General features: G+C 62.6%; 27 protein-coding genes. 15 read left to right on the plus strand and 12 right to left on the minus strand.

Translation table 11 applies throughout. The annotated features are described in order from the left end of the window. Positions 1 to 306 precede the first annotated feature (306 nt). The 7 genes from BUB78_RS01245 (at position 307) to BUB78_RS01275 (ending at position 7795) form a co-directional block, all read left to right on the plus strand. A complete protein-coding gene (locus BUB78_RS01245) occupies positions 307 to 1899 on the plus strand; it encodes an ABC transporter substrate-binding protein (RefSeq protein ID WP_073194137.1) in 1593 nt (530 codons plus the stop codon). A 68-nt stretch (positions 1900 to 1967) separates the two neighbouring features. Further along, complete coding sequence (locus BUB78_RS01250) at positions 1968 to 3086, plus strand: M24 family metallopeptidase (protein WP_073194139.1); 1119 nt, start codon at positions 1968 to 1970, stop codon at positions 3084 to 3086. Further along, entirely contained in the window at positions 3080 to 4087 is a 1008-nt protein-coding gene (locus BUB78_RS01255) for an ABC transporter permease subunit (RefSeq protein WP_073194141.1), read from the plus strand. The genes BUB78_RS01250 and BUB78_RS01255 overlap by 7 nt, the downstream gene beginning before the upstream one ends. Further along, on the plus strand, positions 4087 to 5004 hold the full coding sequence (locus BUB78_RS01260; RefSeq protein ID WP_073194143.1) for an ABC transporter permease subunit: 918 nt from the start codon (positions 4087 to 4089) through the stop codon (positions 5002 to 5004). Before BUB78_RS01255 ends, BUB78_RS01260 begins: the two co-directional genes overlap by 1 nt. A 4-nt stretch (positions 5005 to 5008) precedes the next feature. Continuing rightward, positions 5009 to 5986 carry an ABC transporter ATP-binding protein gene (locus tag BUB78_RS01265; RefSeq protein WP_073194145.1) on the plus strand — a complete coding sequence of 326 codons (978 nt, stop codon included), beginning with the start codon at positions 5009 to 5011 and terminating at the stop codon, positions 5984 to 5986. After that, positions 5983 to 6954: an ABC transporter ATP-binding protein gene (locus BUB78_RS01270; RefSeq protein WP_073194147.1), complete on the plus strand. Its 972-nt coding sequence runs from the start codon at positions 5983 to 5985 to the stop codon at positions 6952 to 6954. Before BUB78_RS01265 ends, BUB78_RS01270 begins: the two co-directional genes overlap by 4 nt. Before the next feature lie 37 nt (positions 6955 to 6991). Next, the gene (locus tag BUB78_RS01275) at positions 6992 to 7795 is read left to right on the plus strand and encodes an aspartate dehydrogenase (RefSeq protein WP_073194149.1); all 804 of its coding nucleotides are present in this window, start codon (positions 6992 to 6994) and stop codon (positions 7793 to 7795) included. A 6-nt stretch (positions 7796 to 7801) separates the two neighbouring features. Here the strand turns inward: BUB78_RS01275 and BUB78_RS01280 are convergent, their stop codons facing one another. Further along, positions 7802 to 9415: a GMC family oxidoreductase gene (locus BUB78_RS01280; RefSeq protein ID WP_073194150.1), complete on the minus strand. Its 1614-nt coding sequence runs from the start codon at positions 9413 to 9415 to the stop codon at positions 7802 to 7804. Between the two features lie 85 nt (positions 9416 to 9500). After that, positions 9501 to 10349, minus strand: a complete 849-nt coding sequence (locus BUB78_RS01285) for a LysR family transcriptional regulator (protein ID WP_073194151.1) — start codon at positions 10347 to 10349, stop codon at positions 9501 to 9503. Positions 10350 to 10474: 125 nt separating this feature from the next. Here BUB78_RS01285 and BUB78_RS01290 point away from each other — a divergent pair, with 125 nt between their 5' ends. The 8 genes from BUB78_RS01290 (at position 10475) to BUB78_RS20585 (ending at position 17457) form a co-directional block, all read left to right on the plus strand. Next, positions 10475 to 11005, plus strand: coding sequence for a flavin reductase family protein (locus BUB78_RS01290; protein WP_073194152.1), 531 nt, complete (start codon positions 10475 to 10477; stop codon positions 11003 to 11005). A 14-nt stretch (positions 11006 to 11019) separates the two neighbouring features. Continuing rightward, the gene (locus BUB78_RS01295; protein ID WP_073194153.1) at positions 11020 to 12492 is read left to right on the plus strand and encodes an aldehyde dehydrogenase; all 1473 of its coding nucleotides are present in this window, start codon (positions 11020 to 11022) and stop codon (positions 12490 to 12492) included. Between the two features lie 14 nt (positions 12493 to 12506). Beyond that, positions 12507 to 13565 (plus strand): LLM class flavin-dependent oxidoreductase, encoded by a 1059-nt coding sequence (locus BUB78_RS01300; protein WP_073194154.1) that lies wholly within the window; start codon positions 12507 to 12509, stop codon positions 13563 to 13565. After that, positions 13555 to 14151, plus strand: coding sequence for an amino acid synthesis family protein (locus BUB78_RS01305; protein WP_073194155.1), 597 nt, complete (start codon positions 13555 to 13557; stop codon positions 14149 to 14151). The genes BUB78_RS01300 and BUB78_RS01305 overlap by 11 nt, the downstream gene beginning before the upstream one ends. Continuing rightward, positions 14152 to 14949 carry an alpha/beta fold hydrolase gene (locus BUB78_RS01310; protein ID WP_073194156.1) on the plus strand — a complete coding sequence of 266 codons (798 nt, stop codon included), beginning with the start codon at positions 14152 to 14154 and terminating at the stop codon, positions 14947 to 14949. Positions 14950 to 15210: 261 nt separating this feature from the next. Beyond that, positions 15211 to 16152, plus strand: coding sequence for a sulfurtransferase (locus BUB78_RS01315; protein ID WP_073194158.1), 942 nt, complete (start codon positions 15211 to 15213; stop codon positions 16150 to 16152). Between the two features lie 7 nt (positions 16153 to 16159). Next, positions 16160 to 17287: a YeeE/YedE thiosulfate transporter family protein gene (locus tag BUB78_RS01320; protein WP_073194164.1), complete on the plus strand. Its 1128-nt coding sequence runs from the start codon at positions 16160 to 16162 to the stop codon at positions 17285 to 17287. Further along, positions 17284 to 17457, plus strand: coding sequence for a hypothetical protein (locus BUB78_RS20585; RefSeq protein WP_170864999.1), 174 nt, complete (start codon positions 17284 to 17286; stop codon positions 17455 to 17457). Before BUB78_RS01320 ends, BUB78_RS20585 begins: the two co-directional genes overlap by 4 nt. 67 nt (positions 17458 to 17524) lie before the next feature. Here the strand turns inward: BUB78_RS20585 and BUB78_RS01325 are convergent, their stop codons facing one another. From BUB78_RS01325 to BUB78_RS20835, 10 genes are all read right to left on the minus strand, one after another. Next, positions 17525 to 18697 (minus strand): peptidoglycan DD-metalloendopeptidase family protein, encoded by a 1173-nt coding sequence (locus BUB78_RS01325; RefSeq protein ID WP_073194169.1) that lies wholly within the window; start codon positions 18695 to 18697, stop codon positions 17525 to 17527. A gap of 81 nt (positions 18698 to 18778) precedes the next feature. Then, a complete protein-coding gene (locus tag BUB78_RS01330) occupies positions 18779 to 19435 on the minus strand; it encodes a protein-L-isoaspartate(D-aspartate) O-methyltransferase (protein WP_073194171.1) in 657 nt (218 codons plus the stop codon). Further along, on the minus strand, positions 19432 to 20214 hold the full coding sequence (surE, locus tag BUB78_RS01335) for a 5'/3'-nucleotidase SurE (protein WP_073194173.1): 783 nt from the start codon (positions 20212 to 20214) through the stop codon (positions 19432 to 19434). Before surE ends, BUB78_RS01330 begins: the two co-directional genes overlap by 4 nt. 77 nt (positions 20215 to 20291) lie before the next feature. After that, entirely contained in the window at positions 20292 to 20945 is a 654-nt protein-coding gene (locus tag BUB78_RS01340) for an SDR family NAD(P)-dependent oxidoreductase (RefSeq protein WP_073194174.1), read from the minus strand. A 255-nt stretch (positions 20946 to 21200) separates the two neighbouring features. Further along, positions 21201 to 21497 carry a type II secretion system protein N gene (locus BUB78_RS01345; RefSeq protein ID WP_245813322.1) on the minus strand — a complete coding sequence of 99 codons (297 nt, stop codon included), beginning with the start codon at positions 21495 to 21497 and terminating at the stop codon, positions 21201 to 21203. A gap of 122 nt (positions 21498 to 21619) precedes the next feature. Then, positions 21620 to 23074, minus strand: a complete 1455-nt coding sequence (gene purF, locus BUB78_RS01350) for an amidophosphoribosyltransferase (protein ID WP_073194175.1) — start codon at positions 23072 to 23074, stop codon at positions 21620 to 21622. 125 nt (positions 23075 to 23199) lie between these two features. Next, the gene (locus tag BUB78_RS01355; protein WP_073194176.1) at positions 23200 to 23646 is read right to left on the minus strand and encodes a DMT family transporter; all 447 of its coding nucleotides are present in this window, start codon (positions 23644 to 23646) and stop codon (positions 23200 to 23202) included. Between the two features lie 8 nt (positions 23647 to 23654). Beyond that, positions 23655 to 24215, minus strand: a complete 561-nt coding sequence (locus BUB78_RS01360) for a CvpA family protein (protein ID WP_073194177.1) — start codon at positions 24213 to 24215, stop codon at positions 23655 to 23657. A 26-nt stretch (positions 24216 to 24241) separates the two neighbouring features. Then, positions 24242 to 25606, minus strand: coding sequence for a DNA repair protein RadA (radA, locus tag BUB78_RS01365; RefSeq protein ID WP_073194178.1), 1365 nt, complete (start codon positions 25604 to 25606; stop codon positions 24242 to 24244). A gap of 84 nt (positions 25607 to 25690) precedes the next feature. Further along, positions 25691 to 25882, minus strand: coding sequence for a hypothetical protein (locus BUB78_RS20835; RefSeq protein WP_220083969.1), 192 nt, complete (start codon positions 25880 to 25882; stop codon positions 25691 to 25693). Between the last annotated feature and the right edge of the window lie 83 nt (positions 25883 to 25965).

The following is a 25965-nucleotide window of genomic DNA, read 5'->3' on the forward strand; positions in this document are numbered from 1 at the left end:
GCAATATTGCCTGGCGCGTTAGCGCCGTGGATTCAGCAAACCACGCTGCATCGGGTCAAAGACGCGTGGTGTTCCAGCCCCTCGGATAAAATCGCGTTTGCGCCTGTTTGTGTTTGCTTTCATCGCGACAGACAGCCAAGCTTCTGCTGTGGTCTCGATGCTGCGGCTGTGACCCGACGGAAGGCAGAGCAAACTGGCGATTTGGGAATAATCGGTTTGCTTTCCGCAATCAGCCATGCAGAGTAAGGGCATGCCGGGCCGCAAGAGTCCGTCAAAGATAAACCTACAACAACAGGAGACAGAGGTATGTCTTTCAGACTTTCACTATTCGCAGGCGTCGCCTGCGCCGCCCTGGGGGCTATGGGCGCCTCGGCGCAATCGCTGGTCTATTGCTCGGAAGGGTCGCCCGAGGGCTTTGACCCGGCGCTTTATACCGCCGGGACGACCTTTGATGCGTCAAGCCACCCGATCTATAACCGCCTGACTGAATTCAAGGTCGGCACAACCGAGGTTTTGCCCGGTCTCGCCGAAAGCTGGACAGTGTCCGAGGACGGCAAGGCGATCACCTTCAATCTGCGCAAGGGTGTCAAGTTTCACTCGAACGCCAACTTCACGCCGACGCGTGATTTCAACGCCGATGACGTGATCTTTTCGTTTGATCGCCAGGGCAACCCCGACAACCCCTATAATCAGGTGTCCGGCGGCACCTGGGAATATTACACCGGCATGTCGATGCCCGAGCTGGTCAGCAGCATCGAAAAGGTCGACGACTATTCCGTCACGTTCAACCTGACCCGCCCCGAGGCGCCATTCATTGCCAATATGGCGATGGATTTTGGCTCTATCGTGTCCAAGGAATACGCCGATGCGATGATGGCGGCCGGGACGCCCGAGATGGTGAACCAGGCGCCGATCGGCACCGGTCCTTTCTCGTTTCAGGCCTATCAGAAAGATGCCGTGATCCGTTATCTGCGCAATGACGCCTATTGGGGCGATGCCGCCAAGGTGCAATCGCTGATCTTCGCGATCACCCCGGATGCAAGCGTGCGCTATCAGAAGGTCAAGGCAGGCGAGTGTCACGTCATGGCCTATCCGACCCCGGCGGATGTTCAGGCGATGAAAGACGACAGCGACATCGTGGTGATGGAACAGGAAGGCCTGAACGTCGGCTATCTTGCGTACAACACCAAGGTCGCGCCCTATGACAATCCCAAGGTGCGCAAGGCGCTGAACATGGCGATCGACAAGCAGGCGATCATTGATGTGGTCTTTCAGGGCTCTGGCCAGATCGCCAAGAACCCGATCCCGCCGACCATGTGGTCCTATAACGATGCCATCGTGGACGATCCCTATGATCCCGAGGCGGCCAAGAAGATGCTGGCGGACGAAGGCGTCAGCGATCTGAACCTCAAGATCTGGGCGATGCCGGTGCAGCGCCCCTATAACCCCAATGCGCGTCGCATGGCCGAGCTCATGCAAGAGGATTTCTCGAAGATCGGCGTCACCGTCGAGATCGTGTCCTATGAGTGGGGCGAATACCTTGATCGCTCGAAAGCCGAGGATCGCGATGGTGCGGTTCTGCTTGGCTGGACCGGGGACAACGGTGATCCCGACAACTTCCTTGCCGTTCTTCTGGGCTGTGATGGGGTTGGCGCCTCGAACCGTGCCCAGTGGTGCAACGAGGAGTTTGACAAGGTGATCAACGAGGCCAAGGTTCTGCCAACGCAAGCCGAACGCGCGCCGCTTTATGAAAAGGCGCAGGTCATCTTCAAGGAACAGGCGCCCTGGGCCACGATCGCGCATTCGGTTGTCTATATGACCATGCGCCCCGAGGTTGAGGGCTATGTGGTTCACCCGCTTGGTGGCCATATCTTCAACCAGGTCGGCCTGTCGCAATAAGCGACGGTCCCTTCGGGACAGCGCCGCGCGCGCTGTCCCGTCCTTCGCCTTGATGAAAGCGAGGTCGCATGACGCTGGCCCTTTCCACCCGTTTGGCCGACTATGCAGCCGTGGCCGCCGCCCTTGGGGTTGATGCCGTGGCGCTTGTGCCGGGGCCGAACTTTACCCGCGCGCTTGGCCATAGTTTCATGAGCCATGAACGCCCGTTTCTGGTGGTGATCCCCGCAAGCGGCAGCACCACCGCCCCCGCCGCCCTTTTGCCCAATCTCGAACTCGGAAGCTGGACCCTGGTCGGCTTTGACGGGGTCACCTTTGATTGGCGCGATCAGACCGGCTATGACAGGGAATTCGCCGCGCTGACGGCACATCTTGGCCTGAAATCGCTGGCGGTCGAAGGGCAGGTGATGCGGGTTTTCGTGCATCACGCCCTGATGCGCGCCCAGCCCGGATTGCGGATCATCGACGCCGAGCGCGAGATTTCCGCGCTGCGCATGGTCAAGACCGACGATGACATCGCCGCCCTTCAGGCCGCGATCGAGATTTCCGAGCGCGCCCTGTCGCGCACGCTCGATCAGATTCGCCTTGGACAGAGCGAAAAGGATATCGAGCGCGCCCTGGTGCAGGCCTTGTTTGCCGAGGGCGCCGATGACCTGTCGTTTGCGCCAATCGTTGCGGCGGGCGATAATTCCGCGCGCCCGCATGCCAGTGCCCGCGCTGATTATGCGGTGCAGGCGGGCGATGCCCTGTTACTCGATTTCGGCGCGCGCAAGGATGGCTTTGCCGCCGATATCACCCGCACCGTGTTTCTCGATCACGCCAGTGACGAGGGGCGCGCGGTCTATGACACGGTCCTGCGCGCCAACCTGAAGGGGTTCGAGGTGACACGTCCGGGCGTCACGGCGCATGCCATTGACGATGCGGTGACCGGCGTGCTTGAGGCCTCGCCCTTTGCCGACCGCATCCGCACCAAGACCGGCCATGGCCTTGGGCGCGATGTCCACGAGGCGCCCTATATCATGCGCGGTAACCCGATGCCCCTGCCGGCCGGAACGGTCTATACCAACGAGCCGGGGCTTTACGAGATCGGCAAATTCGGCGTGCGCATCGAAGACGACGTGCTTGTGACCGAAACCGGCGCGCTCTCGCTCACCACATTCCCCAAGGAGCTCATGGTGCTGAAATGCTGAATTATGTCCTGAGCCGGTTGCTGACCTTTGTGCCCACATTTATCGGCGTCACGCTGATTTCATTCATGTTCATCCGGATGTTGCCGGGCGATCCGATCATTGTCATGGCGGGCGAACGCGGTGTCAGCCCCGAACGCTACGCCGAGCTTTCGGCGCAATTTGGCTATGACCGCCCGGTCTATGTTCAGTTCTTTGAATACCTTGGCGGGGTGCTTCAGGGCGATCTTGGCACTTCCTTTGTCACCAAGCGCCCGGTCTGGGACGAGTTTTTCACGCTATTCCCGGCCACGCTTGAGCTTTCGATCTGTGCGATGATCTTCGCAGTTGCGCTTGGCTTGCCTGCCGGGGTGATTGCTGCCGTCAACCGTGGCAAGTTCTTTGACCGCGCCTTGATGTCGACCGCGCTTGTTGGCTATTCGATGCCGATTTTCTGGTGGGCGCTTTTGCTGATCATCGTGTTTTCCGGCAATCTTCAGTGGACGCCGGTCTCGGGACGGATCGACCTTTTGTATTATTTCCCCGATCCCACCGGATTCATGCTGATCGACGCCGTCGCCTCGGGGCAAAAGGGCGCGCTTTTCTCTGCGGTGCGCCATCTTGTGTTGCCGACGATTGTGCTTGGCACCATCCCTCTGGCGGTGATCGCGCGTCAGACCCGCTCGGCCATGCTTGAGGTGCTGGGCGAGGATTACATCCGTACCGCGCGCTCCAAGGGGCTTTCTCCGGCGCGCATCAACGGCATTCACGCTCTGCGCAATGCCCTGATCCCGGTGATCACCGTGATTGGCCTGTCGGTTGGCACCTTGCTGGCCGGGGCGATCCTGACCGAAACGATCTTTAGCTGGCCGGGGATCGGGAAGTGGATGGTCGATAGCATTTTCCGGCGTGATTATCCGGTGGTGCAGGGCGGTCTCTTGCTGATCGCGGTCATGGTGATGATCGTGAACCTGACCGTGGATATGCTCTATGGTGTGATCAACCCCAAGATCAGGAAACGCTGATGACCGATACAACCTCAAACGAGGGGCAGGGCGCCCCGGTGGATGGCCCCGAACGCCCCGGACAGCTGCGTGAATTCTGGTTCTATTTCCGCGAGAACCGGGGCGCGGTGATTGGTCTCTGGATTTTTGCGGTCTTTGCCTTCCTGGCCCTGTTCGGGCCCTGGATCGCGCCGCATGACCCGACCGCGCAGGCCCGCGACTTTACCCTGCTGCCGCCGGCCTGGCAGGAGGGCGGAAGCTGGACCTACGTGCTTGGCACCGATCCTCTTGGGCGCGATATGCTGTCACGGCTGATCGTCGGGGCGCGCTATTCGTTCTTTGTCGGGGTTGTCGTGGTCACCGTCGCCGCCTCTGGCGGGATCATCATCGGGCTGCTGACCGGTTTTGCGCCGAAATGGGTCGATAGCATCATCATGCGGGTGATGGATATCATCCTGGCCTTTCCCTCGCTCTTGCTGGCGCTGGTTCTGGTGGCAATCCTGGGGCCGTCGCTGACCAATGCGATGATCGCCATCGCCATCGTGCTGCAACCCCATTACGTGCGCCTGACCCGCGCCAGCGTGATGTCGGAGCTGCAAAAAGACTATGTCACCTCGGCGCGCGTCGCTGGTGCGGGGCTTGGGCGGCTGATGTTCGTGACGGTTCTGCCGAACTGTCTTGCCCCGATCATCGTGCAGGCCGCGCTGTCGTTTTCGACCGCCATCCTTGATGCCGCAGCACTTGGCTTTCTGGGGATGGGCGCACAGCCGCCGACACCGGAATGGGGCACCATGCTGGCCGAGGCGCGCGAATTCATCCTGCGCGCGTGGTGGGTCGTGACCTTTCCCGGTCTCGCCATTCTTGTCACCGTGCTGGCGATCAATCTGATGGGGGACGGGCTGCGCGACGCGCTCGACCCCAAGCTGAAACGGAGCTGAGGCCATGTCACTGCTACGCATTCGCAATCTGAGCGTTGATTTTGCCACCGCATCCGGGGCCTTTCGCGCCGTCGACGCGGTGGATCAGGACGTCGATACCGGCGAAATTCTGGCCATCGTCGGCGAAAGCGGATCGGGCAAATCGGTCTCCATGCTGGCGCTGATGGGGCTCTTGCCCTGGACCGCGACCATCACCGCCGACGAGATGAGCTTTGACGGCAAGGACCTGCTCAGGATGGACACGCGCGCCAAGCGGCGCATCATCGGCAACGACCTTGCGATGATCTTTCAAGAGCCGATGTCATCGCTCAACCCGTGCTTCACAGTCGGCTGGCAAATCAAGGAATCGCTGCGCTATCACCTCGGGCTTGACCGGCGCGCGCGCCACGCCCGCGCGATCGAGCTGTTTGAACAGGTCGGCATCCCCGATCCCGAAAAGCGCCTCGCGGCCTTTCCGCACCAGATGTCGGGCGGCATGAACCAGCGTGTGATGATCGCCATGGCGATTGCCTGCAAGCCCAAGCTCCTGATCGCGGACGAGCCTACAACCGCACTTGACGTGACCATTCAGGCGCAGATCCTCGATCTGCTGGCCAGCCTGCGTGACGAGACCGGCATGGGCCTTGTGCTGATCACCCACGACATGGGCGTCGTCGCTGAAACCGCAGAGCGCGTGAGCGTGCAATACGCCGGCCAAAAGGTCGAGGAACAGCCGGTCGTCGATCTCTTCGCCACCCCGCATCACCCCTATACGGCGGCGCTTCTGGATGCTCTGCCGGAACGGGCGACGGATAAGTTTCTGCCGACCATCCCCGGCGTTGTGCCGGGACAGTTTGACCGCCCCAAGGGGTGCCTGTTTTCGCCGCGCTGCAAGTTTGCCGATGCGAAATGCAAGGCAACGCCGCCGCCACCGCTTGGCGCCGATCTTGGCTTTGCGCGGTGTTTTTACCCCGTCAACTCTGACGAAAGGATTGCATCATGACCGATCCGGTGATGCAGGCGCGCGCGCTTGAGCGCCATTACAACGTCGGCGGCGGGCTGTTTGGCAAGACGCGGGTTCTGCGTGCGGTCGGCGGGGTCGATTTTGATCTCACCCCCGGCAAGACCCTTGCCGTGGTCGGCGAAAGCGGCTGTGGCAAATCCACCCTGGCGCGCATGGTCGCGATGATCGAAGAACCGACCGAGGGCACGCTGAGCCTTGATGGCAAGCCGGTGCTGCCGGAGGATTGGGCGGATCTGCGCAAATCGGTTCAGATCGTGTTTCAGGACCCCTATGGCTCGCTTAACCCGCGCCAGCGGATCGGCGCGATCCTTGAAGAGCCGCTGATCATCAACCGCAAGGAGATGAGCAAAGAAGACCGTCAGGCCAAGGGCCGTGACATGCTGCGCCTGGTCGGGCTCCGGCCCGAGCATTACGATCGCTATCCGCATATGTTTTCCGGCGGTCAGCGCCAGCGGATCGCGATTGCCCGCGCGCTGATGCTCGACCCCAAGGTGGTGGTGCTCGACGAGCCGGTCTCGGCGCTTGACCTGTCGATCCAAAGCTCGATCCTGAACCTCTTGCGCGAGCTGCAGGAGCGTCTGCATCTGGCCTATCTTTTCATCAGCCACGACCTGAGCGTCGTGCGCCACGTGGCGGATGATCTGATCGTGATGTACCTCGGGCGCGCGGTTGAAAAGGGGCCCAAGGCAGATGTGTTTGCGAACCCGATGCACCCCTATACCAAGGCGCTTTTGTCGGCCACGCCGCGCACCACGCCGAATGCCGCCAAGGAGCGGATCAAGCTGATCGGAGAGTTGCCCTCGCCGATGGCGATCCCCGATGGCTGTCCCTTCGCGCCGCGATGCTGGAAGGTGCAACCCGATTGCCGGGCCACGGTGCCCGCCCTTAGTGGTGGCGCCCATAGCGCGGCCTGTTTTTATCCCGAGGGCGAGGCGGCAAGCGAGTGAGCACGCCCCGCCGGGGCGCGCGCAAAAAGGGCATGGCATGAAGGTTGGTATAGCAGGCACCGGCGCGATCGGTCTGAGCGTGGCGCGCGCACTTGATGCGGGCGATATCCCCGGCTTTCAGCTTGCCGCGATCAGCGCGCGCCGGGCCGAGCGCGCCGCAGAGGTCAACGGCGCGCTTGCCACGCCGGTTTCGGTGCATGACTTCGCGGGCTTGGCCGAGCACTGTGATGTCATCATCGAATGCCTGCCGCCGCAGCTTTTCCCCGAGATCGCCCGCCCGGTCCTGTTGGCTGGCAAAACCCTGATCGTGCTGTCGGCAAGCCAGCTTTTGCAGCATGGCGAACTTGTTGATCTGGCAGAAGAACATGGCGGCAAGATCATCGTGCCGTCGGGCGCCATGCTGGGTCTTGATGCGCTCAAGGCGGCGGCGGTGGGCACGATCACCTCGGTGAGCATGACAACTCGCAAGCCGGTCGCCGGATTGCAAGGCGCGCCTTACCTTGTCAAGAACGGCATCGAGTTGAGCGGCATCACAGAGCCGGTCTGCATCATGTCCGGCAGCGTCTCGGAGATCGCCCGCGAGTTCCCCGCCAACGTCAATGTCGCCGCCGCGATAAGTCTGGCCGGGCTTGGCCCTGACCGCACAACCCTTGAAATCTGGGCCGATCCGGGGGTGACGCGCAATGTGCACAGCGTGCAGGTTGCCTCTGACAGTTCCGATTTCACCATGTCGATCGAGGGCCGCCCGAGCGATGAAAACCCCGCCACCGGGCGGATCACAGCGCAAAGCGTGATCGCGCTTCTGCGGCAAATGACGGCGACCCTTCGCATCGGCACCTGAGGCGCGCTAAAGATCGCTCAGAATAAGGTCGGCGGCGCGATGCGCCAGCATCATGGTCGGCGCGTTGGTATTGGCCGAGGTGAGATTGGGAAAGACCGAGGCATCAACCACCCGCAAGCCCGTGACGCCATGCAGGCGCAGGCCTGGGTCAACCACCGACGTGGCGGCATCCGCCCCCATCCGACAGGTGCCCACCGGGTGAAATACCGTGCCCGAGCGGTGGCGGAAATCCTCCAGGATCGCGGCATCGTCCATCTCGCGCAGATCGGGGCCCATGGCCGATTGCACAAGCCCGGTCAGGGCGGTGCTTGTGATCAGACGCTGACACAGCCGCCCACCCGCGATCACCTGCGCGCGGTCCTCATCGGTGGCCAGCGAGTTGGGCCGGATCAGCGGCGGCGCCGCCGGATCGTTGGCGCGCAGGTCGATGCGGCCGCGGCTTGTCGGGCGCGAGGGCTGAAAGCCAAGGATAAAGCCGGCAAACGGATCGGGTTTGATCACGGTGCGGGTGCCGTCGGGGGTGGTGGTATAGGTGACGGGGTTGAAATAAAGCTGTTGATCGACCCGGTTCAGCCCGTCGCTTGAGCGGAAATAACCGCCGCATTGATTGACCGAAAGCGCCAGCGGCCCGCGCCGCGTCAGGGCATAGCGCAGCGCGGCGCGGACCTTGCCCATGAAGGGGGCCAACTCGTTGTTGAGGGTGCGTTCGGTGGCGCGAAAGTAATAGTTGATGCCAAGGTGATCCTGAAGATTGCCGCCCACATGCGGCGCATCCATGATCGGGGTGATGCCAAGCGATTTCAGGTGCTCGGCCGGACCGATGCCCGAAAGCTGCAACAGGCGGGGCGAGGTGACGCTGCCGGCCGAAAGGATGATCTCGCGCCCCGCGCGCGCGGTTTTGACCGTGCCCCGGTGGTGATACTCAACCGACACTGCGCGCCGCCCGTCAAAGCCGATACGTTCGACCAGTGCGCCGGTGACAAGCGTCACATTGGCCCGCCTGAGCGCCGGTTTGAGAAAGGCGCGCGCCGAAGAATTGCGCCGCCCGCCGCGCGTGTTGATCCGGTAGATCGCCGCACCTTCGGGCTCTGCTCCGTTGATGTCATCGCTGAGCGGCAGCCCCAGTTCGCGCGCCGCATCAAAGAAGTGGCGGTTGACCGGGTGGATCTGATCCGAAACATCCTGCACATGCAGCGCGCCGCTGCCTCTGCAATCGCCATCCGGGGCGACCTGGGTTTCCATCGCCTCATAGGTCCGGCGCACCGCGTCCCAGCCCCAGCCGGTGGCGCCCGAAGCCTCCCAATCGTCAAAATCATGCGGCAACCCGTGCGCATAGACCAGCGCGTTGATCGAGCCCGACCCGCCCACGCCCTTGCCGCGCGGCCAATAGGCGCGCCGCCCGGCGAGGGCCTCTTCCGGCTCGGCCTCGTATTTCCAGTTCACGCGCCCATCGAAGAAGGTCTTGCCATAGCCAAGCGGCAGCGCGATCCAGGGCGAGCGGCCACGCCCGCCGGCCTCGAGGATCAAAACGCTGTGGCGACCGCTCGCGCTTAACCGCTCGGCCAGGACACAGCCCGCCGATCCTGCCCCGATGATGATGAAATCATAGTTTTCCGCCATTGCCGCTCGCCAATCTGAGGGTGTCCCTGTGCAAGGGTTACAAACTCGGATTTGCGGGCGAAAGCGAAAACTGCCTGCGCGGCGCCTAAGCCGCGTCATTTTCCCAAAGCCGGGCCACCAGCGGCGCAAACCACTCCCAATTCTGCGCCGCCGTGTCATTGACAATCAGGTATTTCTTGCGGGTATAGACCGGCGCTTCGGTCATCTCGTAGAGGTCACCAGCGCTGACATGCGCCGCCGCCAGTGCGCGCGGCAGATAGGCCGAGCCGCCGCGATCCAGCAGAAACTGAAGCGCCCACCACGAGCTGTCGAAACTGATCCGCGCAATGCCGGCATCATGATAGCTCTCACCATGGCTGCGCCGATAGTCTTCGCCGTGATCGACAAAGACGTAAAACGGGTCGGCCTTGATCGGCGTCTCGGCGCGGTCGGAATAAAGCACAAGCTCTTCCTGGGGCAGGGGGTGCACGGTCTGGGCGCCATGGGTCACGGTCTCATAGGTCAGAATCACGTCGACCAGCCCCGAGGCAAGCCATTCCTCAAGATCGCGCGCATTGCCCTGATGCACCGAGACCGCCATTTCCGGGTGCCCGGAGACAACCCCGTCAAAAAATGCGCGCCCCGGCCCATGCCACAGCTCGCGATCACAGCCAAAGGTACAGACCGAACTCAGCCCCGCAGGCAGGCCGGTTTCATAACGTGCTTGCCGCCATAAGCCGTTGATAACACGCGCATAGCGCAAAAGCTTGGTGCCCGCAGGCGTCAGGGTCGTGCCCGATTTCTGACGGTTCAGAAGCTGTTGACCAAGCTCGTCCTCAAGCGTCTTGAGGCGCGCGGTGACGGTCGATTGCGTCACATGAAGCTTTTGCGAGGCGCGCATGAGGTTGCCGGTATCGACAATCGCCAGAAAGGTCTGCAGGGCGGTCAGGTTCATAACGGCACTCTCAATTCGAATTTATTGCACATATTCAGCAAAACAATTCGTTATCAAGAATTGAAATAATATGCCAGTCTGGGATCAACCTTTACCAAGGCATTCAATTTTCGAAAGGTGACACGATGTTGCAAGAATCCAGACCACTTGTAGAGCGCGACCGCTTTGTTGGCGCGATGCGCCGGGTTGCGGCCTCGGTGACGGTGGTCACGACCGACGGGCCCGCAGGGCGCCTTGGCGCCACGGTCAGCGCGTTTTCCTCGGTCTCGGCCGATCCGCCTTCGGTTCTGATTTGTCTGAATGCCACAAGCCGGATTGCCGGGGCCGTTCGGGAAAACGGTCGCTTTTGCGTCAATGTTCTGCCCGAAGACGGGCGCGAGATTGCCGACCGCTTTGCCGGGCGTCACGACGCGCAGATCGCGGATCGCTTTTCCGGGGTGAATACCTTTGGCGTGCCGGGTAGCGCGCCGCTGATTGACGGGGCGACCGGTTTTTTCTGTGAGGTCGCGCAATGCGTGACCTCCGGCAGCCACCTGATCGTGATTGGCACGGTGCATGACGTTCTGGATGGCGAGGCACCGCCCCTGGCCTGGCGCGAGGGCGGCTATCACCGGGTCGTGCCGACCGGGGCCGCGCATCAGATAGCGGCGGAATAAAAAGGGGCAGGGCGATGACGAAAACCTATAAGATGCTGATCGACGGGGCCTGGGTTGCGGCCTCGGACGGGGGCACGTTCGACACGTTCAACCCGGCCACAGGCGCGGTCTGGGCCACCGCCCCCGAGGCCACGGCAGAGGATGTCGATCGCGCCGTGCGCGCCGCGCATCGCGCCTGTTATGAGGGGCCCTGGGCCGGCATGACGCCAAGTGCGCGCGGTCAATGCCTGCGCCGTTTGGGCGATCTTCTGGCCGAGCGGTCTGAGGGTTTAGGCGAGACCGAGACCCGCGATTCCGGCAAGATGTTCAAGGAAACCCGCTGGCAGGCGAAATATATCAGCGAGTTTTTCCACTTTTACGCCGGCGCCGCCGATAAGATCAGCGGTGAGACCCTGCCGATCGACAAGCCCGACATGTTCGTTTTTACCAACCGCGAGCCGCTTGGCGTGGTGGCCGCCGTCGTGCCCTGGAACAGCCAGCTCTTCCTGACCGCCGTCAAGATTGGCCCGGCGCTTGCGGCGGGCAACACGGTGGTGCTGAAAACCAGCGAACACGCCCCCGCCGCGATCCTTGAGTTTGGCGAACTTCTGGCCGAGGCGGGCTTTCCCGACGGGGTGGTCAATATCATCAGCGGGCATGGCGACCCCTGCGGCAAGGCGCTGACCAGTCATCCGCTTGTGGCGCGCATCAGCTTTACCGGCGGGCCGGGTGCGGCGCGCCACGTGTTGATGAACTCGACGCAGAATTTCGCGCAAGTGAGCCTTGAACTGGGCGGCAAATCGCCGTTCATCGTCTTTGAGGACGCCGATCTTGAAAGCGCGGTCAATGGCTCGGTGGCGGGGATTTTCGGCGCCTCTGGCCAGAGCTGCGTCGCGGGCTCGCGCCTTATCGTGCACGAGGATGTGGCGGACGAATTCCTTGCCCGCCTCACCGCCATTGCGCGCGCTATCGTGATCGGCGATCCGATGGCGGAGGCGACCCAGATGGGCCCGCTTTGTACCATGGGTCAGGTAGAGACCATTGAGCGCGAGTTGGCGAGCGCCGTGGCCGAGGGCGGCACGATCCTGTGTGGCGGCAAGCGCGCGGCGGCGGGGCCGCTGTTCTTTGAGCCGACGATTGTCGAGTGCCCGAGCGCCGACCTCAAAATCGTCGATACCGAGCTTTTCGGTCCGGTCCTCTGCGTCTTGCGCTTTTCCACCGAGGCCGAGGCGCTTGCCCTTGCCAATGCAAGCGAACACGGGCTTGCGGCGGGGATATTCACCCGCGATGGCGCGCGGTCCTTGCGGATGAGCCGCGCGGTGCGCGCCGGGATCGTCTGGGTCAACACCTATCGGGCGATTTCCCCGGTGGCCGAATTTGGCGGCACCAAGGGTTCTGGCTATGGACGCGAAAGCGGCTTTCAGGCGGTCTATGACTATACCCGGCCCAAAACCGTCTGGATGAACATGTCAGACGCGCCAATCGCCAACCCGTTTCAGATGCGTTGAAAAAGGACAAGACAATGAAATTTCATCTGGCAATCAACCTTGAGCGGCTCGATGCCGCGCTCGACATGAAGGCGGTGCGCGATCACACGCTTGAAATGGTGCAAATGGCCGAGGCCGCCGGCTTTGAAATCGCCTGGGCGGCCGAGCATCACGCGCTTGAAATGACGATCGCGCCAAACCCGTTTCAGATCCTGACATGGTGGGGCGAGCATACCAAGACGATCCGCCTTGGCGTGGGCGTGGTCAACGCCGCCTATTGGCACCCGATCAAGCTTGCCGGCGAGGCGGCGATGCTTGATCTGCTGAGCGACGGGCGGCTTGAATTCGGCATCGGTTCCGGCGCCTATCAGCGCGAGTTTGACCGCATGATGCCCGGCCTCGATCAACGCGACAGCTGGCAATACATGCAGGAATCCCTGCCGGTGGTGCAAAAGCTATGGGCCGGGGATTACGCGCATGAGGGCACCTATTGGCAGTTTCCCACCGCCACATCCTGTCCCAAGCCGGTGCAGGACGAGGTGCCGGTCTGGGTCGCGGCGCGCGCGCCGATCACCTTTGACTACGCGGTTGAACATGGCTGTGACATCATGAGCTGGCCGCTGACCATGCCGTTTTCCGAGGCCGAAGCGTACCGCGCCCGCCTTGACGATGCGATTGCCAAGAGTGGCGGGCGCTATGACGGGCGGTGGGCGGTGATGCGCCACACGGCCGTCTATGACACCGAAGAGGATCGCAGCGGCGCGATGGCGTCGCTCCGCCGGGTGCTGGGGCAATTCGGCAACCTGATGATGAAGCGCGGCGAGGTCGTGAACGGTTTTCCCGATCCGGTGCCTCTGGAAGAGATGGCGGGCAATGCGCGGGTCGATCCCGAGATGCTTGAGGAAAACCTCATGTTTGGCTCACCCGACGTGGTGGTCGAAAAGCTTGCAAAATATCAAGAGCTTGGCGTCGATGCCTTTATCTATTACGCCTCGATGGGCATGGATATGGACCAGCAGAAACGCTCGCTTCAACTGTTCATCGACAAGGTGATGCCCGCCTTCGCACAAAAGGAGCTGGCCCATGCCGGTTGAGATCAGACGCACCCTCACATTGGTGCAAACCACCTTTAAGGAAGGCTTCAAGGAGGTGGCAGAGCCGACGCGCCTTGTCTCGGCGCTTGCCATCATCCGCAACCCCTGGTTCGGGCGCGGCCATGTCGAGGACTTGGGTCCCGAAATCCGCGAGGCCGGGCCGGTGCTCGGCCAGCTTCTGACCGATATGATCCTCGAGGTGACCGGCGACAGGCTTGAGGGCTATGGCAAGGCCTCGATTGTCGGCATGGGCGGCGAGATCGAGCATGCGCAGGGGCTGACCCATACGCTCTGGTTTGGCAACAAGTTCCGCGATGCGGTCAAGGCCAAGACCTATCTCGCCTTTACCAACACGCGCGGCGCGGCGGGCACTTCGCTCATGATCCCGCTCATGGACAAGGACGATGCCGGGCGGCGCTCGCATTACCAGACGATCCACACCACCGTGCCCGATGCCCCGGCCGATGACGAGATTGTCATGGCGCTTGGCGCCTCGGTGGGCGGGCATCCCAACCACCGGATTGGCGACCGCTACGCTGATCTGCGCGAAATGGGCCATGATCTTGATAATCCGGCGGGCGTCTGAATGGCCGTTTCGGCGGGTGGCACGGCGTTTGATCTAAGCGGCCCCGAGGGCGCGCCGGTTGTGGCGCTGATCCACGGGCTTGGGCTTTCGCGCCAGAGCACATGGGGCGCGATTGCCCCGGCGCTGGCCGAGCACTATCGCGTGCTGTCCTATGATCTCTGCGGCCATGGTCAGTCGGCTTTGCCGCCCAATGGCTCGAGCCTGACGGTGCTGTCAGAGCAGTTGATCACGCTGATGGATGAGCTTGGCATAGGGCAGGCGGCGCTTGTCGGCTTTTCGCTTGGCGGCATGATCAACCGGCGCTGTGCGATGGATCACGCGGCGCGGGTGTCGGCGCTGGTGGTGCTCAATTCGCCACATGAACGTGGGCTTGCCTTGCAGCAACAGGTCGAGGCCGCCGCGCGCGACGCGGGCGCGGGCGGACCCGAGGCAACGATTGACGCGGCCCTTGCGCGGTGGTTCACCCCCGATTTTCACCTTGATCATCCCGAGGCGGTGGCCGAGATCCGGCGCGTCGTGCTGGCCAATGATCCGGCCAATTATGCCCTGCATCGCCGGGTTTTGGCGGAAGGCGTGACCGAATTGATCCGGCCCAACGTGGCGATCAGCCACCCGACACTGGTCATGACCTCAGAGCATGACACCGGCAGCACGCCCGACATGGCCCGCACCATCGCCAGCGAAATCAGCGGCGCAGAGACCATCATCGTGCCGGGGCTCAAGCATCTTGGCCTGATCGAGCGCCCTGAAGCGTTCACCGCGCCTATCCTTGATTTTCTGGCGGCACGGCTGAATTGAAGGCATGATTGAGGGTGGTAAAATTTCCTACCCAGAGGGCTTTATCACATAGGTGAGGGAATTCACGTCCCGTGAGGGGTGGGCGTACCAGAATATAATTCCATCATGCGTGGTGGTGTCGGAATGCCTGTGCCGGATTTCAGCGGGATCACCGGGCGCGGTTCCTTTCGCGCTCACCATAAGGTGAAATGCATGCGCGCGACCTTGTTGTTACCCTGTCACGGCCTTAGGTTCCGCGGCAGATAAACAAGGGGATTTACCATGTTCCATACCTTCAAAAATGCCTGCCTTGCCGCCGCTGTGGCGGCCTTTCCATTGGCGGCACAGGCCGCTGGCCTTGGCCCGCTGATCGACCCCGCCGCGCTTGATGCGGCGATTGCCGAACAAGACCCGATCGTGCTTGATATTCGCGGCGGCACCTTTGTAGAGGGCCATATTCCCGGCGCTCTCTCGGCGCCTTACGGCGAATTTCGCGGCCCGAGCGACAATCCCGGCTCGCTTGTGCCGCAAGACAGGATGACCGAGGTGCTGCGCGGGCTTGGCATCACCACCGACCGGCCCGTTGTTGTGGTCCACCAGGGCCGCGACCAGACCGATTTTGGCGCGGCTGCGCGGGTCTACTGGACACTGAAATCAAGCGGTGTCAGCGATCTGGCGATCCTGAATGGCGGCATGAATGCCTGGCTCAAGGCTGGTCTGCGTGTCCAGAAAGGCGCGCCCGAACCCGTGACCCCAAGCGATATCACCGTGAATTATTCGCATGAATGGCTCGCCACGCGCGAAGACATCAAGGATATCGTCGATGGCAAAACCTCGGCTGAACTTGTCGATGCGCGCCCCGAAAGCTTTTGGAAGGGCGAGACCAAGCACGCCGCCGCCGCCAAGCCGGGCACCCTGCCGCAATCGAAGTATTTCACCCATGACCGCTGGTTCGCCTCTGACGATCCGACCCTGATCAAGCCAGATCTGATCCGCAAGCTGGCGGCGGAAAACGGCTTTGAGCAGGGCGACAAGCTGGTGTCGTTTTGCAATACTGGCCATTGGGCGGCGACCAATTGGTTCGCGCTCAGCGAGGTTGCCGGCATCGACGGGGTGAAACTTTATCCCGAATCCATGGTGGGCTGGTCGCAAAGCGGCTATGAAATGGCCAATGTTCCGGGGCTCTTCCAGAACATGCTGAACAAGATCACCGGTAAATACTGAGGTCAACATGTCCACAACCACCACAACGCTGCCGCCATCGCCCCCCGGTTTCATGTCGCGCAGCCTTGTGTTGGCGGGCGTGGCGATCCTGATCCTGGGCCTCGCCATGGCGGCGGGGCCTCGGTACGGCGCACTTCTGGCGATCGGAATGGGCTTTGGCCTTGCGCTTGAAGGGTTCCGCTTTGGCTTTACCGGGCCCTGGCGGCGGATGATCCTGCACCGCGATGCCTCGGGTCTTCTGGCGCAACTGATCTGTATCGCCATCGTGGCGATGTTTGCCTTTCCGATGATCGCCAACAACGGCGCCGAGATCAAAGGCGCACATGCGCCCATCGGCCTTGCCATGATCGGCGGGGCCTTTGTGTTTGGCGCCTCGATGCAGATCGTCATGGGCTGTGGCTCGGGCACGCTTGTCAACGCCGGAAGCGGCAATGCGGTGGCGGCCCTTGCCCTGCCGTTTTTCGCCATCGGAAGCTTTGGCGGCGCCTATCACCTGACATGGTGGACCTCGCTTGGAAGCCTGCCGGTCATCGCGCTCAGCGGCACAAGCGGCCTTGCGATCACGCTGGTGGGGCTGGCGGCGATAGCTCTGGTCGCGATTTGGCTTGGCGCCAAGGACAGCTGGCGCATCCCGCGCCGCTATTGGCTGGCGGTGGCGGCGCTGGCGGGGCTGGCGATCCTGCACCTTGCGGTCGCGGGTCAGCCTTGGGGCGTGGTTTACGGCCTCGGCCTCTGGGTGGCCAAGGGCGCGGTTGCCTTGGGCGCTGATCTCTCTGGATCGCCGTTCTGGTCGGCACCGGGCAATGCCGAGAGGGTGGTATCAAGCGTGCTGACCGACGTCACATCGCTCACCGATTTTGGCCTGATCTTTGGCGCGGCTCTGGTGGCGTGGTGGCGCGCGGGGCTGGGATCGCCGATTGGTTTTTATCCGCTCAGGGCCTGGGTCTCGGTGATCATCGCCGGGCTGTTTCTGGGCTATTCCTCGCGGCTCGCCTTTGGCTGCAATATCGGCGCCTTCTTTAGCGGCATCGGCACCGGCTCGGCGCATGGCTGGGTCTGGTTTGTCGCGGCCTTCGCCGGGTCTTGGGTCGGCATCAAGCTGCGCCCGCTCCTTGGGTTGGAGGCACGCTCATGACCCGCGGGCATGTGGTTTTCCTCACCCTGATTGGGGTCGCGGTGTTCTTGGGGCTGGATTTTGCCAATTCAGAGCCGCTCAACCCCTATACTGCGCCGCCGCTGATGTCGCTTGGCTCCGGCCTTGCGGCCACGGGGGCGCATTGCGCAGCACCGCCGCCGTCAAAATAACCCGATCCAAGAACAAAAAGGGCCGGTCCATTAGGACCAGCCCTTTTGAATGCGGGAGGGGACCGCCCTAGGTCGGATTGAGATAGCGCATCGGATCGACGCTATCAAAGCCGTCACGCACCTCGAAATGCAGCGCCGCACTGCCGTCACGCCGGATTTCCGCAAGCTTCTGACCGCGTTTGACTGTGTCACCCTTGGCCACGCTGAGGGCGCTGACGTTGGAATAGACCGTCAGGAGATTGCCCGCATGTTTGACCACGATGATCGGGATGCCGTTGGTATCCTCGGTGATTGCCGCCACAAGCCCGTCATCGGCGGCCTTGACCGTCGCGCCGGGCGTGGCCGAGATGTCGATGCCATCATTGCGACCCTTGGCATATTCGCGCACGATATCGCCCTTGACCGGAAAGGCCATGCGGCCCTGTTTCGCCGCCGTCTGGGTCTTGCTCAGGTCTGGCGCGGCGGTGGTCTTGATCGGCGCCGCCTTGGGCACGGTAACCTCATCGGGCAGCGGTTTGGCGGCACTGGGCGGCGTCGGCGTCGGCGATCCGGCCCCCGGTGCGGTCACGACCGACGCCTCGCGCGCATCAAAGGGGGCTGTGGATTCGCCCGGAAGCGCCACCGGGATCAACAGGAACTGCCCCTCGCGCACGGCGAAATCGGGGCCAAGCCCGTTCCAATCGGCGAGGCTACGGATCGACACATCGTAAAGCCGCGCGATGGTAAAGGCGGTTTCGCCGCGCGCAACCTGGTGGCGCACCGGCTCGACCCCGACACGGGGCGCGGGATCAAGCGCAGAGGTTTCAACCTTTTGCGCATCGGCGCGCTGAATGGCGCCATTGGCCAGCGTCGAGATATCCACGTCCGAAGGCGGCAGGATCGGCCCGCCGCTCGGCTCGGCCACGCGACCGGGCAGGGCGATCACCTCGCCAGGGCGCAGGGGGTCGCCGGTCTGGATGCCGTTAAAGCGGGCCAGCTCCTGTGGATTGGCCCCGATCCGCGTCGCCAGTGTGGCCAGGGTATCGCCGCGCTGCGCAACCGCGACCTGATAGCCGGGATAGGAAATAATGCCACGACTGTCGGGCTGTGGGCGGACCTGGGTGGCGTTGCGGGCGGCCTCGGCGGTGGAGGGCGCATTGCCAAAGGCACCGCGCATGTCCAGATCAAGCGGTTGTTCGCAACCGGTCAGAAAAACAGCCATGCCAGCCACAAGCGGCGCGGATCGCAGGAAATGACGCATCTCGATCTATCCTCGTTTGCTGCCCCTTGTTGGCCGGGGCTTGGTTCCTAAACTAACAACTCGTCCATCTCGAACACCGGTTCAGCCGTCGCGCCCAAGCCCTTCGACAAGAGGCACAAAGCGCACCGGGCGCAATTCGTCATACTCGAACCCGGTTTCAAGACGGGTCACCCGGATCAGCCGCTGCACGGCATCGGACTGACCCACGGGCACGACCATGATACCCCCGATTTTCAATTGCGCCAATAGGGGGCCGGGCGGGTCTTCCGCGGCGGCGGTCACGATGATGCGGTCAAACGGCGCCTGATCGGGCAAACCAAAGCTGCCATCCGCCGTAAGCGCGATGATATTGGTCAGATCAAGCCCGTTGAAAATCTCGGTTGCGTCCTGCACCAGCCGCTTGTGGCGATCCACCGTATAGACCCGGCGCGCCAGAAGGCTGAGGATCGCGGCCTGATAGCCGGAGCCGGTGCCGACTTCGAGCACCTTGTCGCGCGCACTTACCCTGAGGGCCTGCGTCATCAGCCCGACAACCGACGGCTGGCTTATGGTCTGGCCGCAGGCAATCGGAAGCGGCATATCCTCATAGGCGCGCTCGGAAAAATAGCCGCGAATGAACGGGCCGCGGTCGATCTTTTCCATCGCTGTGAGAACCCGCGCATCGGTCACACCTTTTGAGCGCAGCGCGAAGAGGAACTGCATCTTGCGTTCGGCGGTTTCATCAGCTTCGTCACTCATTCGATGGCTTTCAACTCTTCCAGCGCGTCATGGGCCGTCAGGTCCGCGCGCATCGGCGTGACCGAGATATAGCCCTTGAGGTTCACATCGGCGTCAGAGCCCGGACTGGTCGGATTTTGCTGCGGTGCGCCGGTGACCCAGAGGAAACGGCGCCCCGAAGGCGCCACATGCGGCTGAACCCCAAAGCCCATATCGCGGCGGAATCCCTGACGCGCGGCGCGCAGGCCCTTGACCTCGGACGCGGGGACCGGCGGAAAGTTGATGTTGTAGAAGATGCCGTAGTCGTCCTTGGTCCACACACCCTTGTCCAGAAGGGTGCGCAGGGTCGCAAGCCCATGCACGCGCGCGGCATCGAAGGTATCGTCAAGATCGCGGTTGTCGGGCCCGTAATACTGGCTCAGCGCCACGGCGGGCACGCCTTGCAGGGCCGCCTCCATCGCGGCACCGACGGTGCCGGAATAGACCGCGTTCTCGGCCGAGTTGTTGCCCCGGTTCACCCCCGAGAGCACAAGATCGGGGCGCGCGTCTTTCATCACGTCGTGCAGGCCCGCAAGCACGCAATCTGCCGGGCTGCCTTCGGCGGCAAAGCGGCGTTCGCCCATCTGGGCGATCATCATCGGGCGGGTGTAGGAAATGCAATGGCCGACGCCGGATTGCTCGAAGGCGGGGGCCACAGTCCAGACTTCGCCGGAAGGGCCGGCAAGGTCGGTGGCAATCTCGTGCAGAACCTCAAGGCCCGGCGCGTTGATCCCGTCGTCATTTGTGATGAGAATGCGCATGATCCTGCCCCCTGCTGCGGTTTATCCCCTGTCTATCCCCGCACCGCCCCAGCGGCAAGCGGGCACTGGCCCATGCCTCAGGAGAGCAGCGCCAAAAGCCGCGCTGCCTCATCCTTGGGCGCCGCAAGCCTGTCGCGGTCCTCGCCGGGGAAAAACCGGGCGCGGGTTGCGGTGGCCATGGGCGCGGGGGCAAGAACGTGCACCTTTGGGCCGGTGCGCACGGTTTCCGCCTGCCAGCTTCGGGCAAAAGCGATCTGCGCGGCTTTGGTTGCGCCGTAAGCGCCAAAGAATTTCTCGCCCGCGTGCGTGTCTTCAAAAAACACCGCCTGACCGCTCTCGCCCAGAAGTGGGGCGATAAAGGGGATCAGAATGCCCATCGCGCTGACGTTGCAGGCAACCGATTTGGTCCAGTCGCCCTCGGCAAGCTGACTTGCAGGCATCAGCGGCGCGGCATGAACCGCCGCATGCACCCAGATCGCAACCCCGCCCCAGCGGTCGTGGATCGAGCGGCACAGCTGTGCCATGGCGTCCTTGTTGGTGATATCCATCGGCGCCAGCGTCGCCTGACCGCCAGCCGCCTGAATGCGATCATCCAGCTCTTCAAGCGCGCCGGTGGTGCGGCCAACCGCGACCACGTGATGGGTTTTCGCCAAGCTTTCGGCGATGGCCGCCCCAAGACCGCGCGAAGCGCCGGTCACAAGGGCGATAGGGGGGGATGTGTTTTCGCTCATAGAGGGGCAAATCCCACCAGATGGGGCATAAATCAAGGGTCTTCGTTGACTTTATTGCAGATGCCGCGAAAAAGTCGTGGCATCTAGTCCGCCCCGAAAGGGACTGGGCCCATGGCTGGAGATGACCTTGCGCGCACGACGAGCGCCCCGGTCATCCGCATGCGACGGGTTGAGCCGCGCGATGCCCCCAAAGTGGTGCAGGTGTTTCGGACGGCGATAACCCAAAGCGCCTCGCGATATCCAAACCGCTTGGGATCAAGACGCCGGCAGGCTGAGGCGTTCGCTGTGACCGGCGCGTGAGAGCATGACCACGCCTTCGCCAATCGCGGTCACGGTCGCGCCGTCAATCGCATCGCCGATGGTCACCCGCTCAACCTTGGACCTGCCGATCCGAAAAAGCGCATGCGACATATCCGGCTTGAGCACGGTGCCAAGCAGCGACAGTCGCGCATTGGGCAGCGCATCCTGCGTGGTGGCGGCGGCGAGCGTGGCCTCTGGGGTTTGGGTGGTCTCTGACATGTGTGCCTCGGCGTTGGGTCGCAGGCCGGGCATCTAGTCAAGGTCAGGGGGAATGGAAAGGCGGCATGACGCGCGTCGGCGGAAACATGCCGCAACGCAGCATGCCCGCGCTGCTTTTAGCGCAGAGGCATGCTGGAAGGTCTTGGATCAGGGCCTTATTCGGCGGCTTTCAGCTCAAAACCCTGTTCGATCATATCGCTTGGCGCCACCGGGTATTCGCCCGAGAAGCAGGCATCGCAATATTGCGGACACTTGGAATTGCGCCCCTCGGCCTCGCCCACGGCGCGGTAAAGCCCGTTGAGCGAGATGAACTTGAGACTGTCGACCTGAAGGTGGTCGCGCATTTCATCCTCGCTCATGGTCGCCGCCAAAAGCTTTTCGCGCTGCGGTGTGTCGACACCGTAAAAACACGGCCAAGCGGTCGGCGGGCTGGCGATGCGGAAATGCACCTCTTTCGCGCCGGCATCCAGGATCATTTCCTTGATCTTCCGGCTGGTCGTGCCGCGCACCACGCTGTCATCCACCAGAATGACCCGCTTGCCCTTGATCAGGGCGCGGTTCACGTTGAGCTTGAGGCGGACCCCCATGTTGCGGATCTGCTCTGTCGGCTCGATGAAGGTGCGGCCCATGTATTGATTGCGGATGATGCCCATGGCGTAGGGAATGCCCGATTCGTGGCTGAACCCGATCGCCGCCGGCGTGCCGCTGTCGGGCACGGGACAGACAAGATCGGCGTCCACCGGGGCTTCGCGTGCCAACTCGACACCGATCTGGTGGCGGGTTTCATAAACAGAGCGCCCGCCAATGATCGAATCGGGGCGCGAGAAATAGACATGTTCGAAAATGCAAAACCGCGAGGGCACGCGGCGGAAAGGGTAGTGGCTCTGCACGCCATGCTTTTCCGAAATCACCACCATCTCGCCCGGCTCGATCTCGCGCACATAGGTGGCGCCGATGATATCGAGCGCACAGGTTTCCGAACTCAGCACCCATCCATCGGCGACCTGCCCAAGGACCAGCGGACGCACCCCAAGAGGGTCGCGCACACCGATAAGCTTGCTGCGGGTCATGGCTACGATCGAGAAGGCGCCTTCGACCCGGCGCAGGGCGTCTTCCATGCGTTCGGGGATATTACGCTGAAGCGAGCGCGCCATCAGGTGGATGATGCACTCACTGTCCGAGCTTGACTGAAAAATCGAGCCGCGCTCGATCAGTTCTTTGCGCAGGGCAATGGCGTTGGTGATATTGCCATTATGGGCAATCGCCGCACCGCCCATTGAAAATTCGCCGAAAAACGGCTGAACGTCACGGATCGCGGCGCCTTTGCTGCCTGCCGTGGAATAGCGCACATGGCCGATGGCCAGCGGGCCGGGCAGCGATTCCATCAAGCTCTGGCGGGTAAAGTTGTCGCGCACATAGCCAAAGCGGCGCACGCTGTTAAAGCCTTGCTCGGCGTCGTGGCTGACGATGCCGCCAGCCTCTTGCCCGCGATGTTGCAGGGCGTGCAGGCCAAGGGCGACAAAGTTCGCGGCATCGGTCACGCCGATGACGCCGAAAACGCCGCATTCCTCTTTCAGTTTGTCATCATCAAAAGGGTGCGCGGGGGGCATATGTTTGGGCAAAGCGGTGCAACTCCGAATCCGGTCATTTCGCTTGGGGCCTCTCTTACGCCCTTGGGCGCGCCGTGTCACGAAACTATCACACAATAGGGGGTGCGACGTGGCGTTTGGCCCTGTCAATAGCGCGACAGAATGACCCCAGCCGCCACAAGCAGCGCCGCAACAACCCGCGTCGGCGACAGATCGCGCGCCACAAGCCCGAAGGCGCCGATGTAGTCAAGCAGCAGGGCGGCCACCATCTGACCAAGGATCAAGACCGTGATCGTGGTCAGAACGCCGAGGATGGGCACACTCCAGAGCGCGGCCCAGACGTAAATTGCCCCAAGCGCGCCCCCAAGCAACAGCCATTTTGGCAGGGTGGCAGCGCGGGCAATCGCCCCGGCCTCGCCGCCAAGCGCGACAAGCGCCAGAAGCGCGGCAAAGCCGACCCCAAAGGAGATCGTCGCCGCCGCCAAGGAGCTGTCGATGCTGCGCCCAAGCGCCGAGTTGATCGGCGCCTGAAGCGCGATGGCCACACCGGCCACCGCCATGAAGATCAATGCAAGGAGAGGGCTTTGCGGCATTGCCTTGCTTATTGCGGTGTGTCGCAGGCGCCCACAAGCTGTTCGTATTGCTGGGTGATCCAGCCAAGCGCCTGTTCCGGGTTGCCGTCTTCAACCTTGCCGGTCAGCTTGGCAAAAACCCGCGCCGAGCGGCTATCGTCGATGATTTCGATGGATTGCGAGGTGATCACGGTTTCATAAACGAAATAGGCAATCGCGATCAAAAGAACGCCGCGCGCCACGCCAAAGACAAAGCCAAGACCCTGGTCAATCCCGCCAAGCGCCGAGCGTTGCACCAGCGATGAAAACAGCGGCGTGATCAGTGACGACACGATCAATCCGATGGCGAAAACACCCGCAAAGGCGGCGATCATGCTCAGCTCGCAGCTATCGGCGATAAAATCACCCACGACCGGAACCTCCTTGACCAGCGGCTCTAGTTGGGGGGCAAAAAGAAACGCCAGAATGCCCGCCACGACCCAACCGGCAATCGCCAGAGCCTCGCGAACAAGCCCGCGCGAATAGGCCAAGAGCGCCGATAAAACGATAAACAGCGCCACGACGCCATCAATGATGGTGAAACCTTCCATTCGTCTCTTCCTGTCCCTCTGGGCGCTTAGCCTGCGCCGAAAATATCACCGACAAACGCGGTCAGATCGCCCATATGCGTCAGTTTGAGCCCGCTGTCACCACCCGGTTTGCCACCGGACGGGGTAATGGCGGCTGTGAAACCAAGTTTTTGCGCTTCTTTCAACCTGTTTTCGGTCTGTCCCACCGGTCTGAGCGCGCCAGACAGGCTAATTTCACCGAAAACCACCGTATCGGCCGGAAGGGCCGTGTCTTCGCGCGCACTTAGCAGAGCGGCGGCCACCGCAAGATCGGCGGCAGGTTCACTGATTTTCAAACCGCCGGCGACGTTGAGGTAGACATCAAGCCCGGCAAACGGGATGCCACAGCGCGCCTCAAGTACCGCAAGGATCATCGCAAGGCGTGCGCCATCCCATCCCACAACCGCGCGGCGCGGTTGCGAATGCGGCGTCGGGGCGACCAGCGCCTGCATTTCGACCAACAGGGGGCGGGTGCCCTCGATGCCGGAAAACACCACCGAACCGGGGCTTGGCGTGCCGCGCCCCGACAGGAATAGCGCCGAAGGATTGCTGACCTCGGCAAGGCCCGCGCCGGTCATCTCGAAGACGCCGATTTCGTCGGCGGGGCCAAAGCGGTTCTTGACGCTGCGCAGAATACGGAACTGATGCCCGCGCTCGCCCTCGAAATAAAGCACGCAATCGACCATATGCTCGACCACGCGCGGCCCGGCGATCTGGCCGTCCTTGGTGACATGGCCAACAAGGATCACGCTGGTGTTGGTGCGCTTGGCAAAGCTGGTCAGCTCATGCGCGGCGGCGCGCACCTGGCTGACGCTGCCGGGGGCGGCCTCGACGGTGTCGGACCACACGGTCTGAATGGAATCGATGATCACAAGATCGGGGCGCTCGGATTCAAGCGTGGTCAGGATATCGCGCAAAGATGTCGCCGCCGCCAGCTTGACCGGCGCCTCGCCAAGCCCAAGGCGTTGCGCGCGCATGCGCACCTGTGCGCTTGCCTCTTCACCCGAGATGTAAAAGGTCTTGAGCCCCGCCGCGGCAAAGCGTGCAGCGGCCTGAAGCAGAAGTGTCGATTTGCCGATGCCGGGATCGCCGCCGACCAGAACCGCGCTTGACGGCACGAGGCCGCCGCCCAGAACCCGGTCAAGCTCGCCAATCCCCGAAAGGGTGCGCGGCGGCGGGGCCTCTTCGGTCGAAAGGTCGGTCAGCGTCAGGAACGAGCCGCGCTTGACGCCAAGCGACTTGCCCTTGGGGCCGGTCGACAGCGGCGCCTCTTCAATGATCGAGTTCCACTCGCCGCAGGCATCGCACCGCCCCGACCAGCGCGAATGCGTCGCGCCACAGGACGTGCAGGAAAAGGAATTGGATTTGGCCATGCCCGCGTGATGCCCCAACTGGCGCGTCCGGTCAAACCCGAAAGCGGGCTCTGGCCTATTCCGCCGCCTTTTGGGCCAGGTCGATCACCCGACCGTCGGCGCGCCGCATCTCTTCAAGCCCCAGCTCTGGCAGCCATCGCGCAGATAGGCGAGGCGCTCGCGCAGCGCGTCAAATTCCAACGAAAGCTGAAAAACGCCGGTTCTGTCGGCGGCATGGGCGCGGGTCACGTCCTGCATACCAGGCGAAAACCGCCTGTGCGAGTTTTCCAGCGCCATGATGCGATAGTTTGCAGGCAGGCAGAAATACAAAAGTACCGCCAGAACAGTCAGGCCAATTTGTGCGGTTTATCCTGCGTTTT

The organism is Roseovarius marisflavi (assembly GCF_900142625.1).
Lineage (GTDB): Bacteria > Pseudomonadota > Alphaproteobacteria > Rhodobacterales > Rhodobacteraceae > Roseovarius > Roseovarius marisflavi.

What these genes read in the sequence shown, in the direction of transcription:
- BUB78_RS01245 (WP_073194137.1), top strand. Translation starts at nt 307, where the DNA reads ATGTCTTTCAGACTTTCACTATTCGCAGGCGTCGCCTGCGCCGCCCTG.
- BUB78_RS01250 (WP_073194139.1), top strand. Translation starts at nt 1,968, where the DNA reads ATGACGCTGGCCCTTTCCACCCGTTTGGCCGACTATGCAGCCGTGGCC.
- BUB78_RS01255 (WP_073194141.1), top strand. Translation starts at nt 3,080, where the DNA reads ATGCTGAATTATGTCCTGAGCCGGTTGCTGACCTTTGTGCCCACATTT.
- BUB78_RS01260 (WP_073194143.1), top strand. Translation starts at nt 4,087, where the DNA reads ATGACCGATACAACCTCAAACGAGGGGCAGGGCGCCCCGGTGGATGGC.
- BUB78_RS01265 (WP_073194145.1), top strand. Translation starts at nt 5,009, where the DNA reads ATGTCACTGCTACGCATTCGCAATCTGAGCGTTGATTTTGCCACCGCA.
- BUB78_RS01270 (WP_073194147.1), top strand. Translation starts at nt 5,983, where the DNA reads ATGACCGATCCGGTGATGCAGGCGCGCGCGCTTGAGCGCCATTACAAC.
- BUB78_RS01275 (WP_073194149.1), top strand. Translation starts at nt 6,992, where the DNA reads ATGAAGGTTGGTATAGCAGGCACCGGCGCGATCGGTCTGAGCGTGGCG.
- BUB78_RS01280 (WP_073194150.1), bottom strand. Translation starts at nt 9,415, where the DNA reads ATGGCGGAAAACTATGATTTCATCATCATCGGGGCAGGATCGGCGGGC.
- BUB78_RS01285 (WP_073194151.1), bottom strand. Translation starts at nt 10,349, where the DNA reads ATGAACCTGACCGCCCTGCAGACCTTTCTGGCGATTGTCGATACCGGC.
- BUB78_RS01290 (WP_073194152.1), top strand. Translation starts at nt 10,475, where the DNA reads ATGTTGCAAGAATCCAGACCACTTGTAGAGCGCGACCGCTTTGTTGGC.
- BUB78_RS01295 (WP_073194153.1), top strand. Translation starts at nt 11,020, where the DNA reads ATGACGAAAACCTATAAGATGCTGATCGACGGGGCCTGGGTTGCGGCC.
- BUB78_RS01300 (WP_073194154.1), top strand. Translation starts at nt 12,507, where the DNA reads ATGAAATTTCATCTGGCAATCAACCTTGAGCGGCTCGATGCCGCGCTC.
- BUB78_RS01305 (WP_073194155.1), top strand. Translation starts at nt 13,555, where the DNA reads ATGCCGGTTGAGATCAGACGCACCCTCACATTGGTGCAAACCACCTTT.
- BUB78_RS01310 (WP_073194156.1), top strand. Translation starts at nt 14,152, where the DNA reads ATGGCCGTTTCGGCGGGTGGCACGGCGTTTGATCTAAGCGGCCCCGAG.
- BUB78_RS01315 (WP_073194158.1), top strand. Translation starts at nt 15,211, where the DNA reads ATGTTCCATACCTTCAAAAATGCCTGCCTTGCCGCCGCTGTGGCGGCC.
- BUB78_RS01320 (WP_073194164.1), top strand. Translation starts at nt 16,160, where the DNA reads ATGTCCACAACCACCACAACGCTGCCGCCATCGCCCCCCGGTTTCATG.
- BUB78_RS20585 (WP_170864999.1), top strand. Translation starts at nt 17,284, where the DNA reads ATGACCCGCGGGCATGTGGTTTTCCTCACCCTGATTGGGGTCGCGGTG.
- BUB78_RS01325 (WP_073194169.1), bottom strand. Translation starts at nt 18,697, where the DNA reads ATGCGTCATTTCCTGCGATCCGCGCCGCTTGTGGCTGGCATGGCTGTT.
- BUB78_RS01330 (WP_073194171.1), bottom strand. Translation starts at nt 19,435, where the DNA reads ATGAGTGACGAAGCTGATGAAACCGCCGAACGCAAGATGCAGTTCCTC.
- surE (WP_073194173.1), bottom strand. Translation starts at nt 20,214, where the DNA reads ATGCGCATTCTCATCACAAATGACGACGGGATCAACGCGCCGGGCCTT.
- BUB78_RS01340 (WP_073194174.1), bottom strand. Translation starts at nt 20,945, where the DNA reads ATGAGCGAAAACACATCCCCCCCTATCGCCCTTGTGACCGGCGCTTCG.
- BUB78_RS01345 (WP_245813322.1), bottom strand. Translation starts at nt 21,497, where the DNA reads ATGCCCGGCCTGCGACCCAACGCCGAGGCACACATGTCAGAGACCACC.
- purF (WP_073194175.1), bottom strand. Translation starts at nt 23,074, where the DNA reads ATGCCCCCCGCGCACCCTTTTGATGATGACAAACTGAAAGAGGAATGC.
- BUB78_RS01355 (WP_073194176.1), bottom strand. Translation starts at nt 23,646, where the DNA reads ATGCCGCAAAGCCCTCTCCTTGCATTGATCTTCATGGCGGTGGCCGGT.
- BUB78_RS01360 (WP_073194177.1), bottom strand. Translation starts at nt 24,215, where the DNA reads ATGGAAGGTTTCACCATCATTGATGGCGTCGTGGCGCTGTTTATCGTT.
- radA (WP_073194178.1), bottom strand. Translation starts at nt 25,606, where the DNA reads ATGGCCAAATCCAATTCCTTTTCCTGCACGTCCTGTGGCGCGACGCAT.
- BUB78_RS20835 (WP_220083969.1), bottom strand. Translation starts at nt 25,882, where the DNA reads ATGGCGCTGGAAAACTCGCACAGGCGGTTTTCGCCTGGTATGCAGGAC.